Origin of the sequence: Acinetobacter sp. S4400-12, assembly GCF_024129495.1 — a bacterium.
Lineage (GTDB): Bacteria > Pseudomonadota > Gammaproteobacteria > Pseudomonadales > Moraxellaceae > Acinetobacter > Acinetobacter lwoffii_C.
On the sequence record NZ_JAMXYB010000005.1, the window covers coordinates 96086 to 112783 of the forward strand.

At 43.4% G+C, this 16698-nt stretch carries 15 protein-coding genes; 8 read left to right on the forward strand and 7 right to left on the reverse strand.

The window, feature by feature from the left end; translation table 11 throughout:
- The first annotated feature begins 273 nt into the window (after nucleotides 1-273).
- From NI461_RS04315 to NI461_RS04335, 5 genes are all read left to right on the forward strand, one after another.
- Nucleotides 274-1026 (forward strand): electron transfer flavoprotein subunit beta/FixA family protein, encoded by a 753-nt coding sequence (locus NI461_RS04315; protein WP_151205880.1) that lies wholly within the window; start codon nucleotides 274-276, stop codon nucleotides 1024-1026.
- A gap of 18 nt (nucleotides 1027-1044) precedes the next feature.
- Nucleotides 1045-1977, forward strand: a complete 933-nt coding sequence (locus NI461_RS04320; RefSeq protein WP_151205881.1) for an FAD-binding protein — start codon at nucleotides 1045-1047, stop codon at nucleotides 1975-1977.
- Between the two features lie 302 nt (nucleotides 1978-2279).
- A complete protein-coding gene (locus NI461_RS04325) occupies nucleotides 2280-2879 on the forward strand; it encodes a hypothetical protein (protein ID WP_151205882.1) in 600 nt (199 codons plus the stop codon).
- Between the two features lie 311 nt (nucleotides 2880-3190).
- Nucleotides 3191-6166, forward strand: a complete 2976-nt coding sequence (gene gyrA / locus NI461_RS04330) for a DNA gyrase subunit A (RefSeq protein ID WP_253151289.1) — start codon at nucleotides 3191-3193, stop codon at nucleotides 6164-6166.
- 66 nt (nucleotides 6167-6232) lie between these two features.
- On the forward strand, nucleotides 6233-6643 hold the full coding sequence (locus NI461_RS04335; protein WP_151205884.1) for a DUF3887 domain-containing protein: 411 nt from the start codon (nucleotides 6233-6235) through the stop codon (nucleotides 6641-6643).
- A 38-nt stretch (nucleotides 6644-6681) separates the two neighbouring features.
- Here NI461_RS04335 and NI461_RS04340 read toward each other — a convergent pair whose 3' ends face one another.
- Genes NI461_RS04340 through NI461_RS04355 form a run of 4 tightly spaced genes read right to left on the reverse strand, consistent with a single transcriptional unit; the run spans nucleotide 6682 to nucleotide 11434 of the window.
- Nucleotides 6682-7773, reverse strand: coding sequence for an ABC transporter permease (locus NI461_RS04340; RefSeq protein ID WP_151205885.1), 1092 nt, complete (start codon nucleotides 7771-7773; stop codon nucleotides 6682-6684).
- Nucleotides 7770-8912, reverse strand: a complete 1143-nt coding sequence (locus NI461_RS04345; RefSeq protein WP_151205886.1) for an ABC transporter permease — start codon at nucleotides 8910-8912, stop codon at nucleotides 7770-7772. Before NI461_RS04345 ends, NI461_RS04340 begins: the two co-directional genes overlap by 4 nt.
- Nucleotides 8913-9995, reverse strand: a complete 1083-nt coding sequence (locus tag NI461_RS04350) for an HlyD family secretion protein (RefSeq protein ID WP_151205887.1) — start codon at nucleotides 9993-9995, stop codon at nucleotides 8913-8915. It lies immediately after the preceding gene.
- Nucleotides 9996-10006: 11 nt separating this feature from the next.
- Nucleotides 10007-11434 (reverse strand): TolC family protein, encoded by a 1428-nt coding sequence (locus NI461_RS04355; RefSeq protein WP_253156639.1) that lies wholly within the window; start codon nucleotides 11432-11434, stop codon nucleotides 10007-10009.
- 437 nt (nucleotides 11435-11871) lie between these two features.
- On the opposite strand from NI461_RS04355, the gene serC reads away from it, so the two are divergent.
- A complete protein-coding gene (serC, locus tag NI461_RS04360; protein ID WP_151205889.1) occupies nucleotides 11872-12951 on the forward strand; it encodes a 3-phosphoserine/phosphohydroxythreonine transaminase in 1080 nt (359 codons plus the stop codon).
- Nucleotides 12952-13005: 54 nt separating this feature from the next.
- On the opposite strand, the gene NI461_RS04365 is transcribed toward serC, so the two are convergent.
- Together NI461_RS04365 and NI461_RS04370 are read right to left on the reverse strand one after the other, a co-directional pair.
- The gene (locus NI461_RS04365; RefSeq protein WP_162850556.1) at nucleotides 13006-13146 is read right to left on the reverse strand and encodes a hypothetical protein; all 141 of its coding nucleotides are present in this window, start codon (nucleotides 13144-13146) and stop codon (nucleotides 13006-13008) included.
- A gap of 381 nt (nucleotides 13147-13527) precedes the next feature.
- The gene (locus NI461_RS04370) at nucleotides 13528-14460 is read right to left on the reverse strand and encodes a hypothetical protein (protein WP_151203501.1); all 933 of its coding nucleotides are present in this window, start codon (nucleotides 14458-14460) and stop codon (nucleotides 13528-13530) included.
- A 236-nt stretch (nucleotides 14461-14696) separates the two neighbouring features.
- Between NI461_RS04370 and NI461_RS04375 the strand changes: the two genes are divergently transcribed.
- Nucleotides 14697-15182, forward strand: coding sequence for a YaiI/YqxD family protein (locus NI461_RS04375; protein ID WP_161982755.1), 486 nt, complete (start codon nucleotides 14697-14699; stop codon nucleotides 15180-15182).
- 12 nt (nucleotides 15183-15194) lie between these two features.
- Complete coding sequence (locus NI461_RS04380; protein WP_253156641.1) at nucleotides 15195-16100, forward strand: EamA family transporter; 906 nt, start codon at nucleotides 15195-15197, stop codon at nucleotides 16098-16100.
- 10 nt (nucleotides 16101-16110) lie between these two features.
- Here NI461_RS04380 and NI461_RS04385 read toward each other — a convergent pair whose 3' ends face one another.
- Nucleotides 16111-16677 (reverse strand): PilZ domain-containing protein, encoded by a 567-nt coding sequence (locus NI461_RS04385; protein WP_151205892.1) that lies wholly within the window; start codon nucleotides 16675-16677, stop codon nucleotides 16111-16113.
- Nucleotides 16678-16698 lie beyond the last annotated feature (21 nt).

The following is a 16698-nucleotide window of genomic DNA, read 5'->3' on the forward strand; positions in this document are numbered from 1 at the left end:
AAACTACTGATGGGATTAATCAAATAAAAAAATACTAAAAATCAAAGGTTAATTTTTATATAAAACTGGATGCAATCCCTTGTAATAAAAAGATACTTATTAATTGTGAACGCATCGTTCAAGGAAATTTATATATTTTTACAGCTCTTTCCTGAATTGTGACTTGACCGAAATGCCGTACGCATTGCAAGATAGGGCACCTAAAAAAATTTAAGTGAAGAGTTACAATAACTTTTCTCAACATTTACATTTGCTAAAACAGCCGAGGATTACATGAAGGCTCTTGTTGCTGTAAAACGTGTGGTTGATGCCAACGTTAAGGTTCGCGTTAAGCCGGACAACAGTGGTGTTGACTTAACAAACGTTAAAATGTCAATTAACCCATTCTGTGAAATCGCAGTGGAAGAAGCGGTTCGTTTAAAAGAAAAAGGAACTGTTTCAGAAATCGTTGTTGTGTCTATTGGTCCTAAAGAAGCGCAAGAACAAATCCGTTCTGCGATGGCGCTTGGCGCTGACCGCGGTATTCTGGTGGAAGCTGATGATAGTCAGCTGGGTGCACTGGAAATTGCCAAAATTCTAAAAGGTGTGGTTGACGCTGAACAACCGCAACTGATCCTTCTGGGTAAACAGGCAATTGATGACGACTCTAACCAGGTTGGTCAGATGCTGGGTGCGCTTATGGGTGCAGGCCAAGGTACATTCGCTTCAGAAGTGAAAGTTGAAGGCGATAAAGTACAAGTGACGCGTGAAATCGACGGTGGTCTACAAACTGTTGAATTATCACTTCCAGCGATCATTACCACTGACTTGCGTTTGAACGAGCCACGTTATGCAGCTCTGCCAAATATTATGAAAGCGCGTAAAAAGCCGCTGGATACCAAGTCTCCTGCAGATTTCGGTGTAACCGCTACAACTAAACTGAAAACAGTGAAAGTTGAGTCTCCTGCAGAGCGTAAAGCTGGCGTACAAGTGAAGTCTGTAGATGAGCTTGTAGAAAAATTGAAAAACGAAGCGAAAGTGATCTAATACAGAAGGATAAAAATCATGAGTATTTTAGTTATCGCTGAGCACGACAACAAAGCATTAAACGCTGCTACTTTAAACGTTGTTGCTGCGGCGCAAAAAATCGGTGGTGATATCACTGTATTGGTAGCGGGTTCTGGCGCGCAGGCAGTTGCTGATCAGGCTGCGAAAGTGGCTGGTGTAAGTAAAGTATTACTTGCTGATGACGCTACTTATGCAAACCAGCTGGCTGAAAACGTAGCGAAACTGGTTGCAGAACTAGGCAAAGGCTATAGCTATATTCTGGCTGCTTCTACGACAACTGGTAAAAATATTCTGCCACGCGCAGCTGCTTTATTAGATGTCAGCATGATTACTGACATCATTGCGGTTGACGGTCCTAAAACCTTCAAGCGCCCAATCTATGCAGGTAACGCGATTGCAACTGTAGAATCAGGCGAAGACATCGTACTGGGCACAGTTCGTGGTACTGCATTTGATGCTGTGGCAGCAGAGGGTGGTTCAGCTGCGGTTGAAGCTGCTGCGTCCCAAGGTGATGCCGGTATTTCTAAGTTTGTATCAGAAGAAATTGTGAAATCTGAGCGTCCAGAACTGACAGCTGCACGTATTGTGGTTTCAGGTGGTCGTGGTGTAGGTTCGGGTGAAAACTATCACGCGATTCTTGATCCACTGGCTGACAAGCTGGGTGCTGCTCAAGGTGCTTCACGTGCTGCGGTAGATGCTGGTTTTGTTCCTAATGACATGCAAGTGGGTCAAACAGGTAAAATTGTTGCACCTGAACTTTATATCGCTGTCGGTATCTCTGGGGCGATTCAGCATTTGGCAGGTATGAAGGAATCTAAAGTGATCGTTGCGATTAACAAGGATGAAGAAGCACCAATTAATGCAGTTGCTGACTACTGGTTAGTAGGTGATTTGAATACTGTTATTCCTGAATTGGTTTCTAAAATCTAATTCCTGAATCAGGTTTAAAAAAGACGCTCTTGTGTAAGCAGTTAAAGTAATACTTTACTGTTTTGCTCAAGGGCGTTTTTTATGGCCGGTGTTAAAGTTCGAGCGATGAGTGATTTTTGTACGTTACATTTCCAATAGGAGCAGTTCTAAGTTAAGGGCAGAGTAGGGCTATGCTCGTATTGTGTCTTTGCAATGTGTGATTAAAACACACAGGGCTATTATTCGTATAAAGCATTTATGATATTATTCGCCATCTTTTTTTAAGCTTTACCCTACTTTGTCGTTTGGGTAGGAGTAGTCTTTTGTTGGTCGATACCCGGCTTACGTGGCCGATTGTAGCCATTGCCATACTGTGTTTTTTATTTCCATTCTCTGCTGATCTGCAAGTACCATTACACGATGGTGAAATAGTTCGTTTTGTGGAAAATTTACAAGCCTTGTTATTGCTAATGTGTGCCATATTTAGCTATTTCTATATTCGGCCCTTAGATTTGCAAGACGGAAAAAAGCAGTTTTGGTTGTGGGCAGTCCTGTGGTGGTTGTTGCTGTTTGGGCGCAGCACCAGTTGGGGGCGAGATTATTTTCCTGAGGTTCCTAAGCCTTATTTTCGTGCAATTTCGATCATGTTGATTTCCCCTGTGGTATTTATGCTGTTTTCTGAGCATTTAAGAAAAGAAATTATTCGAAAGCTTAAGCATTTTATGCTGCCAGTATGGGCGCTAATATTGGCTTGCTCGGGCTTAATTATTTCAGATGCGATTGAGCATGAACGTGTCATTGATACATTATTTCTACGTGACATTCAGTATAAGGATTTGATGGAAGAGCTTTATGAGTTCCCCTTAATCCTAGGGTTATTTTTGATCAGCTTTCATTTGATGAAGCAAGATAAATCCGAATAAATATAACTGCTGCGTATGAAAGGTTTTTAAGCTCGCTTGATTTGAAATGTGAGCGATTTAGCCAATTCCTAGCATAAGATGATATGTGGCTATATTTCTATTTTTGTTTGGCGGTTTGTGTAAAAAATAATCACTAAATTTAAGTAAATTAACAAGATTAAGATTGAAGCTAAAGCACAAAATTAGCCAGGTTTATGCTATAATTTAGGGCTGTATTTTAGTTTTTAGCTCTGTCGTTTGAGTTAATAATTTTGCTGGATTTACGACATATAAATATAAGCCAAAGCTGGCTTATAGAATAAGGAGTATGCATGAGCGTATCGGAAATTAGACCGATTGCCATTGAGGATGAACTCAAGCACTCGTATTTAGACTATGCAATGAGCGTGATTGTTTCACGTGCCTTGCCGGATGTACGAGATGGTCTAAAACCTGTTCATCGTCGTGTGCTTTTCGCAATGCACGAATTGGGCAATGACTACAACAAAGCTTACAAAAAGTCTGCCCGTGTTGTAGGTGACGTCATCGGTAAATATCACCCGCATGGGGATTTAGCCGTTTATGAAACAATTGTACGCATGGCACAGGACTTCAGTTTACGTTACCAACTGGTAGATGGACAAGGGAACTTTGGTTCGATCGATGGCGATAGTGCTGCTGCGATGCGTTATACCGAAGTCCGCATGCGTAAGCTGACCCATGAATTACTGGCGGATCTTGAAAAAGATACCGTTGACTGGGAAGACAACTACGACGGCTCAGAACGTATTCCACAAGTGATGCCGACCCGTATTCCAAACCTGTTGGTCAATGGTGCTGCGGGGATTGCAGTTGGTATGGCAACCAATATGGCACCGCACAACATGACAGAAGTGGTGAATGCGTGTCTGGCCTATGCAGATAACCCGAATATCAGCATTGAAGGATTAATGGAGCATATTTCCGGTCCAGATTTCCCTACAGGCGGTATTATCTATGGTAAATCAGGGATTGTTGATGCTTACCGCACCGGTAAAGGCCGTTTGCATATCCGTGGTAAATACCATTTTGAGGAAGATCAGAAGTCTGGCCGTACCACCATTGTATTTACTGAAATTCCTTATCAGGTCAATAAAGCTAAAACCATTGAGCGTATTGCCGAGCTGGTTAAAGAGAAAAAACTCGAAGGAATTTCAGAACTTCGTGACGAATCAGATAAAGATGGGATGCGTATTGCGATTGACCTGAAGCGTGGTGAAAATGCTGAAGTCATCGTTAACAACCTGTTTCTGAATACCCAGCTGGAAAACTCGTTCAGCATTAATATGGTTTGCCTGGACAATGGCCAGCCAAAATTGATGAACCTGAAAGATATCGTTGCAGCGTTTATCCGTCACCGTCAGGAAGTTGTGACCCGCCGGACCATGTTCGAATTACGCAAGGCACGTGAACGTGGTCATATATTAGAAGGCCTGACAGTTGCGCTGGCAAATATTGATGCCATCATTGAAACCATCAAAACTTCTGCTAACCCTGCTGAAGCGCGTGAGCGTTTGCAAGCGGGTGAGTGGGCAGCAGGTGGTGTGGCAGCATTGCTTGAAAAGGCGGGCGCTGTTTCTGTACGTCCTGATGAAATTGAAGGCGAAGATCCAAACCGTCCATTTGGTATTGATGGTGATGTGTATCGTTTATCTCCGACTCAAGTCAACGCGATTATGGAATTGCGTTTACACCGTTTGACCGGTCTTGAGCAGGATAAACTTCAAGCTGAATATTCTGAAATCTTGGCTCAAATTGCTGAATATACTGCTATCTTAAATGACTTCAACTTATTGATGAATGTGATTAAAGAAGAGCTTGCGCTGGTGCTGCAACAATATGGCGATGCACGTAAGACAGATATTGTTGAGTCTCGTATCGACTTCTCGCGTGAAGATCTGATTCCAGAAGAGCAGATGGTATTGACTGTTTCCCAGTCAGGTTATGCAAAAACTCAGCCATTGTCTGATTATGCCGCACAACGTCGTGGTGGCCGCGGCAAGTCTGCTACTTCGATGAAAGAAGATGATTATATCCAACATCTGATTGTGACCTCGAGCCATGCTACGGTGCTTTGTTTTACTAATGTTGGTAAAGTTTATCGTCTGCGTGTGTTTGAAGTGCCGCAAGCCTCACGTGGTTCCAAAGGCCGTCCAATGGTCAACCTGTTACCACTGGAAGAGCATGAAACCATTACTGCGATTCTGCCAGTCATGGAAGCGCCGAAGAAATTCAAAGAGCGTCTGGCAGGCTTCCGTAGCTTTGTAAAAGCAAATATGGAACAGCTGCAGAAGAATGACATTATCGCCAAGCATTATGCGGGTCTGGAAGCAGCATTTGCAGAGCTTAAAGATGGAGATGACCTGTCTGATGCCTTGCGTGTTCAGCTGAAGGAGTTGGGCGTTGAGCTTTCTGCGACTGATCTGGATGATGAAGTTGTTGCTGAATTTGCAGAGCTGGCAGAAAACCTGCGTAAAAACTTCTATGTGTTTATGGCTACCGAGTACGGTACGATTAAACGTGTAGAACTGGAACAGTTCTCCAATGTCCGTTCAAATGGTCTGCGTGCGATTGAGCTGAATGGCGATGATACCCTGATTGGCGTGGCCATTACCGATGGCGAACAGCAGATCATGCTGTTCTCGAATGAAGGCAAGGCAATCCGTTTTGCAGAAACTGATGTTCGTGCCATGGGGCGTTCAGCCAAAGGTGTACGCGGTATGCGTGTAACCATCGGCGCTGCTCAGGTCGAAGATGCCGAAGATGCAGATGTCGAGTCTGATGATGACGAGGCGATTGAAACCAGCTTTATTAGCCGTATTGTATCACTGGTGGTCGTTCCAGAAACAGGTGAAGTGCTGTGTGCTTCTGCCAATGGTTATGGTAAACGTACCACAGTAGATGAATTCCCGACCAAGAAACGCGGCGGTAAAGGCGTAATTGCAATCAAGACGTCCGAGCGTAATGGTGAACTTGTAGGTGCAGTTGCGATTGATGCTTCTAAAGAGTTGATGCTGATTTCAGATGGCGGAACATTGGTACGGACTCGTGCATCCGAAGTTGCACAAACTGGCCGTAATGCTCAAGGGGTTCGTCTGATCCGTCTTGGTGAAGATGAAACACTGGTTGGTGTAGAAGCCATTGAAGCGGTTGAAGATGAAGAGTTGGATGTATTGGCAGATACTGAAAATACAGAGTCGACTGCGGATCTTGTGGCTGGTGAGCAAGATGCTGAACAGGCAGATGATAACGCTACAGTAAAAGAGTAAATTCTTCACTGAACAAGAGGACGCTGCGGCGTCCTTTTTCATACATCGACTAAAAAAAGGTGAATGATGAAAACCAGATTAATGCTACTGGCTACCCTGATCGGATTGCATGGCTGTACTCAAGAGGAGATTCCGAATCCTAGTCCGGCACAGGAACAGGCTGCGCAAGCTGCTTATAATGATTTGCGCGAGGGTAAATATGATGAATTTTTGACCCATCTTGAACCTCAGCTACAGGCAGAATTTAAAGATAACCAGAAGCTAATGAAGCGCTTTTCTCGCACGATTCCTCAAGAAGCTTATAAGACCAAAACTTTAATGAGCAAACGCATTGAAGAGGAAAAAGGAGTGACTCAATATAAGATCAGTTATGAAATTGCCTATCCCAAAAATCTGGTGCAATATGATGTCAGTTTTGATCAGCCTCATGGTAGCAGCAAAATTCGTAACTTTAATATTCAGGTTTTTGGTGAATAACGTTGTGTTGGATGGGTCTTAATGAAACACGGCTTAATTTAACTGTGTGGGCGTAGTCGATAATAGCCTAAGCCTATGCAGATCATGCCGACCACAAACAGATAAGCAAGCTTTCCTAGAATCAGATGAGTGGGCACGCCCATCTGATTCAGCTGGATAAACATTTGAACAATCTGTGTCGAAGGTAAAGCCTGTCCAATGAATTGCATCCAGACGGGCATTGCAGCGTGTGGCCAGGCAACTCCGGACAGCATAAAAAATGGAATGGAAGTGAAGACAATTACATGTCCGGCACGTTCCGGCATATCTAGAAAACTGGCGAACAGGATCGTGATGCCAATTATACAGAACACAAACACTGGTACAGCGAGTAGCATGCCCCAGAAATTGCCACCACGTGGATAGTCAAACAACCAGAAGGTAAAGCCAAACAGGTAATAACAGCCCAGACAACCAATCATCAAAATGGCCAGACCAATCCCGCCCAAGGTAGTTAGATTAAGTATCTGTTTATTTTCCCGGTACAGGGCAATTAGCATGCTAAGTCCCAGAAAAATTGTCTGATGAATAATCAGTGGTGCAACAGCTGGAAATACATAACTGCCATAGCCGGATAGGGGATTGAAAAGCGGAATCTGGTGAATAGACAGGGCAGGTGAGAAATGTGAAATTTCGCTAAAACGTTCAGTATATTCACTTAGAGTATTTTCAACGGAAGCCACTAGACCTAAGCCAATCTGTTTAGTAATCAGGAAATTGGCTGCACTCAGGTATAGCCCGATCCCCCCATTTTCCCCATGTAGAAGGGATTGTGAAAGATTGTCCGGTAATAACAAGATCCCGTCAGCTTTTTGAGATTCTACCCATTGCCTGGCTTCAGCAAAATTCCCGGTGACGGCTATGGTCTGTACATTCGGGCTTTGACTGACGTGACTGATAATGCTGCTGGTTAGGGCGCTTTGCTCTTCATCGACAATAATAATCGGCAAGGCTTCGGCCTGTTCAGCTTTGTAGGCGGTTGGATAGAAAAAGCTGTAAAATAGTACCGAGAGAATCAGCGTGGTAAAAATACTGCTATTGCTGACAATATCTTTAAAGGTTTTGCAGTAAGCCCTCCAGAGTGCTTTCATGTCGACACTCCTTTAGTGGTCTTCTTTAAAAAAATATAGGCCAGTCCGGCGTAAAGTAGTACATAGATTATCAGTATTAACATCGGTTGCAGTGAAATAGCTTGCGGACTGCCAATCACCCATTGCTCGGTTTGTAATTTGGCATAAGGTGTATAAGGAATAATATGGGCCCAGAACTGGGTAAACAGCGGGGCATTATTTAAGGGTAAAGTCACACCGGCAAAACTGAGCGATGAACCACCATAGACCGCGAGTAGACCAAAAGATTTGGTCAGGTCCTGTGTAGCGAGTACGACCGCGCTACTGATAAAGGCATAGGCGCTATAGAATAAGATTTGAGCCAATACAATCAGCCAGAATGAGCCGGCAATAAACCAGCCGCGGAACTCAACCATCCACAACATCCAGGCCCAGGTCCAGAGACAGAAGATCGTCACATAGACCAGATTCTTAGAGAGAAGGGCTGACCAGAGATTCTGTTTATTAACCCAATGATGAAAAGTATGCCGCCTGAGCTCCTGACCTACTGAAAAAGCCACACAGCAACACAAGAGCAAATGCAGAATCGCCGGAACCATATACGGTTCCAGATAAAACTCATAATTCAGCTGCGGGTTATAAAGTGGAGAAATTTTAATATTCGGTGTTGGTGCATTCAGATCAGGCAGAGTATTGCCCAGATACTGTTTTCCGGTAAATTCAGCCATTGCCTGTAGTGTACTGAGTAACATGGCTGAAGAAATGGTATTGCCGATACTGAAATAGCTCTGATTAAAGGCAATACTGATTTCGGCATCTTGTGCCTGGACCAGTCGCTGTTCGGCACCTGTAGGAATATGGATGTAGCCCCAGATTTTATTCTGGTTGAGCAGTTTTTCAACCTCAACGCTCTGATCAGAAACGCTATACACTCGCAGAGTAGAATTCAGAGATAAATGATCATAGATCTGAGTACTCAGGCTGCTTTGATCTTGGTCAATAATAGCAATCGGTAAATGATCAGGTTTGCCTTTGGCAAACATGCTGCTGAATAAAATTAAAATGCAGGCAGGGGCCAGCAAGACCAGTGCCAGGTCCCATTTTTCTCTATATAAATAGGCCAATTCACGCTGAATGCCGGCCCAGAATCCAGTTGCCATTTATTTCGGCTCTTGCAGTTTAAACAATACACTCATGCCGACTTTCAGCTCTGGAATTTTGGCGGCAGGCACGAGATGAACTTTAAAACTGCGCACATCATAACCGCCAGTTTGGCGGGTAGTCTTGATCGTGGCAAACTCACCTTCAGCACTGATACTTTTTACATTAAAGTTCGCGGTTTTATTAAGGGCCGGGATATAACCTTCGAGCTGCTTTTGTTCGTGTAAAGAAGCATATTGATCTTCACGGATATTCAGACTGACCCAGCGTTCTGCCGAAATCAGGCTGACCAGAGGTACAGCAGTTGCGACCAGCTCCGAAACATTGCCATAGGTTTTGGATACCGTGGCATCGATCGGTGCCAGTAATTCAGTTTCTGCCTCAAGGGCATTGGCTTCGGCCACCGCTGCCCGGGCGATGTCCACCTGTGCATCGGCTGAACTTTTTTGCTGCGGTGTACTGCCACGTTTGGCGCGGATATATTGCTGATAGGCCGCTTCAGTCATTTGTGTGGCCGACTGTGACGCTGCATACAGTTCATCGCGGCGCTGACGGGAAATCACTCCTTCTTTAAACAGGTTTGCCCCCCGCTGATAGGAGGTTTTTGCCAGCTGTTCTTGCGCTTTCAGTGATTGCCAGTTGGCCTGCAGAGAAGCAATATTTTCGTCCTGTGAACCGCGTTCTGCGGTGGATTGGAGGGCTAGGGCAGACTGCAAAGTGGCGAGTGCCTGCTGTTTTTTCGCTTCAATTTCAGGACTATGTAACTTAACCAGTACCTGGCCTTTCTTTACTTCATCACCTTCCTGTACATAGATCCTTTCAATCCGGCTTGGAACTTTGGTCGCAATCTGAACTGTTTCCGCTTCAACCCGGCCTTGCAGTTCGAGCGCTTTAGGTTGATAGGTCTTCCAGAGGCCAAATCCAATCAAAACCAGAATGACCAGAATCAAGCTGCCCAGCAGATATTTCTTGCCAGACTTTTTCTGTTGTGCTTCGGCAGGATTTTCTTCAGTTTGATTGTTGTGTGCTACTTTTGAAGCAGGTTCATTAACCGGAGGATCAAGCTTTTGCTCATCAGTCATATTTGGCTCCATCAACGAATATAGTGAGTATTGGCATGCTGCATATAGTCTGGAAACTCAGCAATAGAGCCATGACTTTGTAATAATGTGGCGAGGGAGATAACATACTTATAAGCATTTAATGCTGTCTCTGCCTTTAAGCTGCTCAGCATATTTTGTGCATCAATTACCTGAGTTGCAGTGCCGACATCTTCCTTAAAAGACAATTCTTGAATACGCAAGTTTTCCAGAGCTACTTTCATATTTTGTTGTAATAAAACATCGCTTTGCTGGGCACTGACTGCTTCACTAAACGATTTATAAATCAGGTTTTCAACTTCCTGCTGGGTACGTGCTGTCATCAGTTCGGCAGCATAACGTTTCAGTTCGGCAGCCTGAATATTCTTGTTTTTATCAATGCCGGAAAACAAGTTATAACGTGCTGCAACCCCAACAATCCAGTTTTGCTGTGCGTCCAGACTGTATTCGCCAAAGGCAAAGACATTTGGCTTTTGAGCTGCCTGCTGGGCTTTGACATTGGTTTTAGCCAGTTCGGTATCCAGTTTCATTTTTTTAATTAAAGGTGAATTCTGGCTAAAACTGCTGAGCAGGATATTTACATTTTGTGGTTCAGCCCGATTGACAAATAAAGGTGTGCTCAACTCGGTAATGGTATTGTCCCGCAATAAGTTGTTCAACTGGAACAGTGCAGCATTCAGATTGGCCTGAGTATTTTGCTGGGTTCGATCAGCATTATTACGCGCCACTTCAAACTGCATACGCTGCCCTCTGCTAATAAATCCCTGCTGTTCCATTTTCAGGGCATTGCGATAATGTTGTTGCATGGCATTTGAATTAAAACGCGCTGCCTCTAATAACTGCTTTTGCAGTTGTACACTAAAATAGGCCTGAATCAGTTCAAAACGCTGTGTATCTTGCTGTTGCTGATTGCTCAGTTCACTGCGTCCAGCCTGAATCGTGGCAACCTCTTTGGCACTGCGGGTCAGTCCACCGGTATAAAGTGGCATCATAACTGAAACACTAGGGCGGACCACTTGGTCTTCAAGCACTACATTGGTTGAATCTGGAAGTAAACCCACGCCATCCCGAATAGGTTGTTTCAGGCTTTCTTTAAGCGGGTCAGCGATACTCTGGTCTAAATTAAACTCATCAAGATTATTTTTAACCGCCCCTAAAGGAATGTCTAATTCATTGCGAAAGGCATAGGCCCGGACATTGAGGTCGATATGTGGTAATCCAATTCCTTTAATCGCTTCGGCTTCCAGTTTAGAAGCCTGCTCAAGGCTTTGAAAAGCCTGACCCGAATAAGAGCGCTGTAGCAATTGTCGTTCTGCATCCTGAAAGCTGATGTTTTGTGCATAGCTAAAACTGCCATACATCATGAATGCAAGCACACTAAAACCCCAGCAGACATATGGTTTATTTTTCTTCATGTTCATCAAGTTAGTGATGTAAAAGTCACATTAAATCAGTCTAGGCTGAATTATAAATCAAGTATTTGCAAGACAGGCGACAGTAAAGTTGTAGTATTGTTGTAATTGAAATCCATCCCGTTTAAATGATCTACTTTGATTGTTATCCTGATCGCGTCTAAACAAGCACAAATTGAAAAATTATACTATTTTTATTCCCAAACTTCCCCCGCTCCTAAAATACCTTCAGAGTTGAGTGCGGCCATATTTTATCCATATAACTTCTATGCAGTGAAATCATGAATTTAAAAACTAAAAATAGAAAAAATTCAAATTATCCTTTGAATCTAGATTGATTTTTTGACTGTATTTCACTTCCTGGATTGAAATAATTTTGTGCAAGGAAGGCTGATATATGGTTAAATGCCATCATTTTATTGTGTTTCACTCTGAAAGGAAAAATCATGCGCGCGTACAACTTCTGTGCTGGTCCTGCTGCATTACCTACTGCCGTTCTTGAAAAAGCTCAAGCTGAAATGCTGGACTGGCATGGTAAGGGGCTTTCGATCATGGAAATGAGTCACCGTAGTGCCGACTATGTTGCGGTGGCTGAAAAAGCAGAAGCTGATTTACGTAAGCTCATGAATATTCCTGAAAATTATAAAGTATTATTTTTGCAGGGTGGAGCATCCTTACAATTCTCGGCGATCCCTTTGAATTTGCTGGGTAAAAACAACAAAGCTGACTATATTCACACGGGGATCTGGTCTGAAAAAGCCCTGAAAGAAGCAAAGCGCTATGGTGATATTAATGTCGTTGAAGCTGGCACCCAGATTGAAGGTAAATATGCCATTAGCGCACAAAGCGAATGGACATTGTCTGATGACGCAGCTTATGTGCATTATGCCGACAATGAAACCATTGGCGGTCTGCAATTTGCGGATATTCCAGAAACAGATAAGCCACTGGTATGTGACTTCTCTTCAAGTATTCTGTCTGCGCCACTGGATGTGTCTAAATTTGGTCTGATTTATGCCGGTGCGCAAAAGAATATTGGTCCTGCCGGTTTAACGTTGGTGATTATCCGTGAAGACTTGCTGGATCAGGCAAAACCTGAGATTCCAAGCATCCTGAGATATGCGGATCAGGCTAAAAATGGCTCTATGGTCAATACTCCATCGACCTATGCGTGGTACCTGTCAGGTCTGGTATTTGAGTGGCTGCTAGAAAATGGCGGTGTAGAGGCTATACATAAAGTGAATATGGAAAAAGCAAACTTGCTTTATGGCTATATTGATGCCAGCGATTTTTATGCGAATCCGATTGCTAAGGCAAACCGTTCAATCATGAATGTGCCATTTACCTTGGCTCATCCAGAACTTGAAAAACAGTTCCTGAAAGAAGCTGAAGCCAATCATTTGTTGAATCTTGCCGGCCACCGTTCAGTTGGCGGTATGCGCGCCAGCATTTACAATGCTGTTCCTCTGGAAGGGGTGCAGGCATTGGTGAATTTTATGGATGACTTCGCTCAACGCAATGCTTAATGCCTGAAAAGCAGAAACCCGGTAATGGCCGGGTTTTTTTTGTGCAGCTATAGTTTAAAAAATAAAAGTATGAAGGATAAAACCACAGATCAGCATGCCCAGTGCAAAAAATACACATGACATCATATCGAGATCATAGCGGGAACCAAGTCGATGTTCGACTTGCTGTAAATTTTCTTCTTGCACGATTTTCATAGATATTTATAGTCCGATCTATTTATCGTAAATCATTATTTGTTGACCGTATTTTTATCATAAAAAATTGATTAAATAAAGAACATTCCGAGCTAAACTTGTTAAAGTTCGTATTATTTAAATAACCGAGTTTAATATCTAAAGATTTATTCTAAGTTTTTAATTTCATAATTTTTTTAATCTCAAAAGCTCAATTAAAAACAAATTCACAAGAACGCTTCATTGGGTTTAAAAGCTTTTATAAAACGAAGTAAAATAAAGCCGAAATTCATTATTTTCGCTTCAATCACCCCTTCAAAAATAATCGGAAAATAGAAAAAATTAAGTTAAAAATAACCAGGAGATATTCGGCTATAAGTGAATATCTCCTCTCTTTGCAAGTTATGCTGATTTTTTATAGATACTGGCCTGAATCCAGAGATTGCCTCGAATATACTGTCCGATTTCAAAATCCTTATATTCGGTATTGCGAGTAGCAATCCGGATGAGGGTGGCGGGCTGGCCTTCATCATGAAGCAGGGTGACATCGTATAAAGTATAGTTCTGAGCCATAAATTGCATGGTGGTTTTGCCGACAATATTGCCCTGGAACCAGGCTTCATCTTCCTGCCCCAAGGTTTCGCCGTAGAGATAAGCCACCATTTTGGAAAAATCGACAGTGACGGGTTCTTTATCTTCTTCGGTTTTGGGTTCCCATGCATCAATCTGTTCCTGCAAATTCTCAGGAGCCACACCGTTATTGGCCGCCAGAATATCATTTAGGGCACGGTGATGTTTAATGGATGCCGGATCATCCACCACCAGATGTTCATGATCACCGACGGCTTCAAGCTCATAAGCCCAGGCATTCAGGTTGACGATATAAGACTGGTCTTTTTCATAATGCTGTCGATTAACGCTATACAGGTTGTCGAAAGCATAAATAATACTGTTGGCACCAAGATTCAGGCAAAGCACAGCTTGGGTATTGGATTTGCAGGAAATAATCCGGTCAATACTGGCTTTGATCTGATACGGGCTTTCAAAACATGGAAATGCGGTTTTTACAGCCTGAGGCTTGTTGTTTTCTACCGCAATCACCTGACTCAACTGCACCGCAGCTTTGCTAGGTCCCTGAATCAGCCAGGTCGTTTCATCCATTTCACCTTCTTGCGTACACAGGCCCATGGGCATAACAGGCGCGTCAAGAGCTTGGCCTAACCATTGGGGAACATCTGTGCCTGGATTTTCGGTCAGCAAGGTCCAATGCTCGACATGACTACCGAAATTCTGATCATCAATGGTAATGATCTCTGGGCTATTCTGTTTTTTCATATACACAATTGATCTTGGATGACTTATTTATGTTAATCGAGGGTTATTACGATTTTTCAAGTCAATTGAATGAATTTTAAAATTAAAATGTAAATCGGATGAAATCTATTTTTTCTTGAAGGCCAGCTGTACAAGGATTCCAGCCTTGGTTTTCTGCATAGAAAAAGCCAGAACCATACTTTTAATCTTCAACCTTGAGCGGATGATTTGCTACACTAATCGGGATTTCTCCCTTTATGGAAAGCTTTGTGTTGCCATTTAAACTTTGGGTCGATGCCGATGCATTGCCTCGTATCCTGAAAGATGTGATTATCCGCGCTTCAGATCGCTACCAGCTGGAAGTGACTTTTGTAGCCAATCAGCCTATAGGAATTACGCCTTCAGTACGGATTAACTCGATTCAGGCCATGAGCGGAGCAGATGCGGCGGATCAGGAAATTGTGGATCGTATGAAAGCGCATGATATTGTAGTTACCCAAGATATTCCTTTGGCTGCAGAGGTGATAGAGAAGGGCGGAATTGCCATTCATCCACGCGGGGAAATCTATACTGAAGCCAATGTGAAGGCACGTCTGCATTTACGTGATTTTATGGATACCTTGCGTGGCGCAGGGGTGCAGACGGGTGGCCCACCCCCCATTTCTGAACGGGATAAGCGTGAATTTTCCAGTTCATTAGACCAAACCATTCAAAAGCAGAAACGTAAAACTTCCGTTCTCTAAGAGCTTTATTCCATGCCTATACAAACCAATATGATTGTGACCTATGCCTTATTGGTTTTTATCTGGGCAACAACACCGCTGGCAATTGTCTGGAGTGTCACAGACCTGCATCCACTTTGGGCGTTGGCCTTGCGCTTTTTCTTGGCCTTACCATTTGCTTTTGTACTGCTGTGGATATTTAAAAGCCGATTTTCTCTAGACCGGATTTCCCTGCATAGTTATCTGGCCGGGGCATGCAGCTTTATTGGCTCACAGGTTTTTACCTATCTGGCGACGGGCTATTTAAGCTCTGGGATTATCGCGCTGATGTTCGGGCTGTCTCCGATTATTGCCGGCCTGATTGGTCGTTTTGTGTTTCAGCTCAAACTTTATCCTTCACAGTGGTTAGGTATGGCGATTGCCCTGTTGGGACTTGGTATTATTTGTATTGGCGGTAAAGACCAGCATATTCAGCCTGTGGGTATTGGGCTGATGTTGCTCAGTGTGGTTGTTTATTGTGCTTCCATGTTCTGGGTGAAGCAGATCAATGCACCACTTGAGCCAATGACGCAGGCGGCCGGTTCGATTGCAGTTTCGGCACTACTGGCTGGTGCTATGTTGCCTTTTATCTGGCAATTTGCACCAACCGAAATCCCCCAGGCCAAATCCCTTATCGGGCTCAGTTATACGGTGATTATGGCCTCACTGGTCGCTATGTTCTGCTACTTTAAACTGGTACAAAAAATTAAGGCAACCACACTCTCTTTAACGACAGTGGTCACCCCGATGTTTGCCCTGTTTGTCGGCGTGATATTGAATGATGAAAAATTATCGTTTATGGCGCTGGTAGGCGTGGTTATTTTACTGTTAGGTTTACTGGTTTATTTTTCTAAAGCGATTAAGGCAAGTTATTCTGCTCGCCTTCCGGAAGACTTTTGAGATTTACATTTTACTGACTGAAATTGCTTTTGACCGACTCACCCAGCTTGACGCGATCCTGCGGATGTAAGGTAATAAAATAAGCTCCCGTCCGGTATTTGCCATTTTCTTCTTCACGGCTATAGGCCACCTGTGCGGTTGCCGCGATATGGAAGAAGTTCTCAGGATGGCTTAAGGTCACATGTAAATAAGTGCCTTCATTGATCAGATGGTTGCTAAAGAAGCTAAAACCGGTCTCCGAAAAGTTGACCTGTTCCGGTATAGGCAACAGGCTTTGTACAATGGCATCGTATAAAGAGCCAGTAATAAGGTTTAATTTTTGATTAAATAAGGATAAGATTCGAGAAATTTGTTGATCTTTTTCAGACAATTGTTCTAATTCGTAGTTAACAGCATGATCAAATTGATCTAACTCGGCAAGTAGTAGAAAATAGCGAGGCAAGACAAAATTAGAGTCATAAGGGTCATTTAAGGCAACATCATCGGAAATAATCTGATAATTGATTCGTAAGGCAGCATCGATTCGAGACATGACGCGTCTTTCCGCGAATCCGCTTGGATGCTGGAGATTTTCCATAATTTATTACCTCGGACTAGA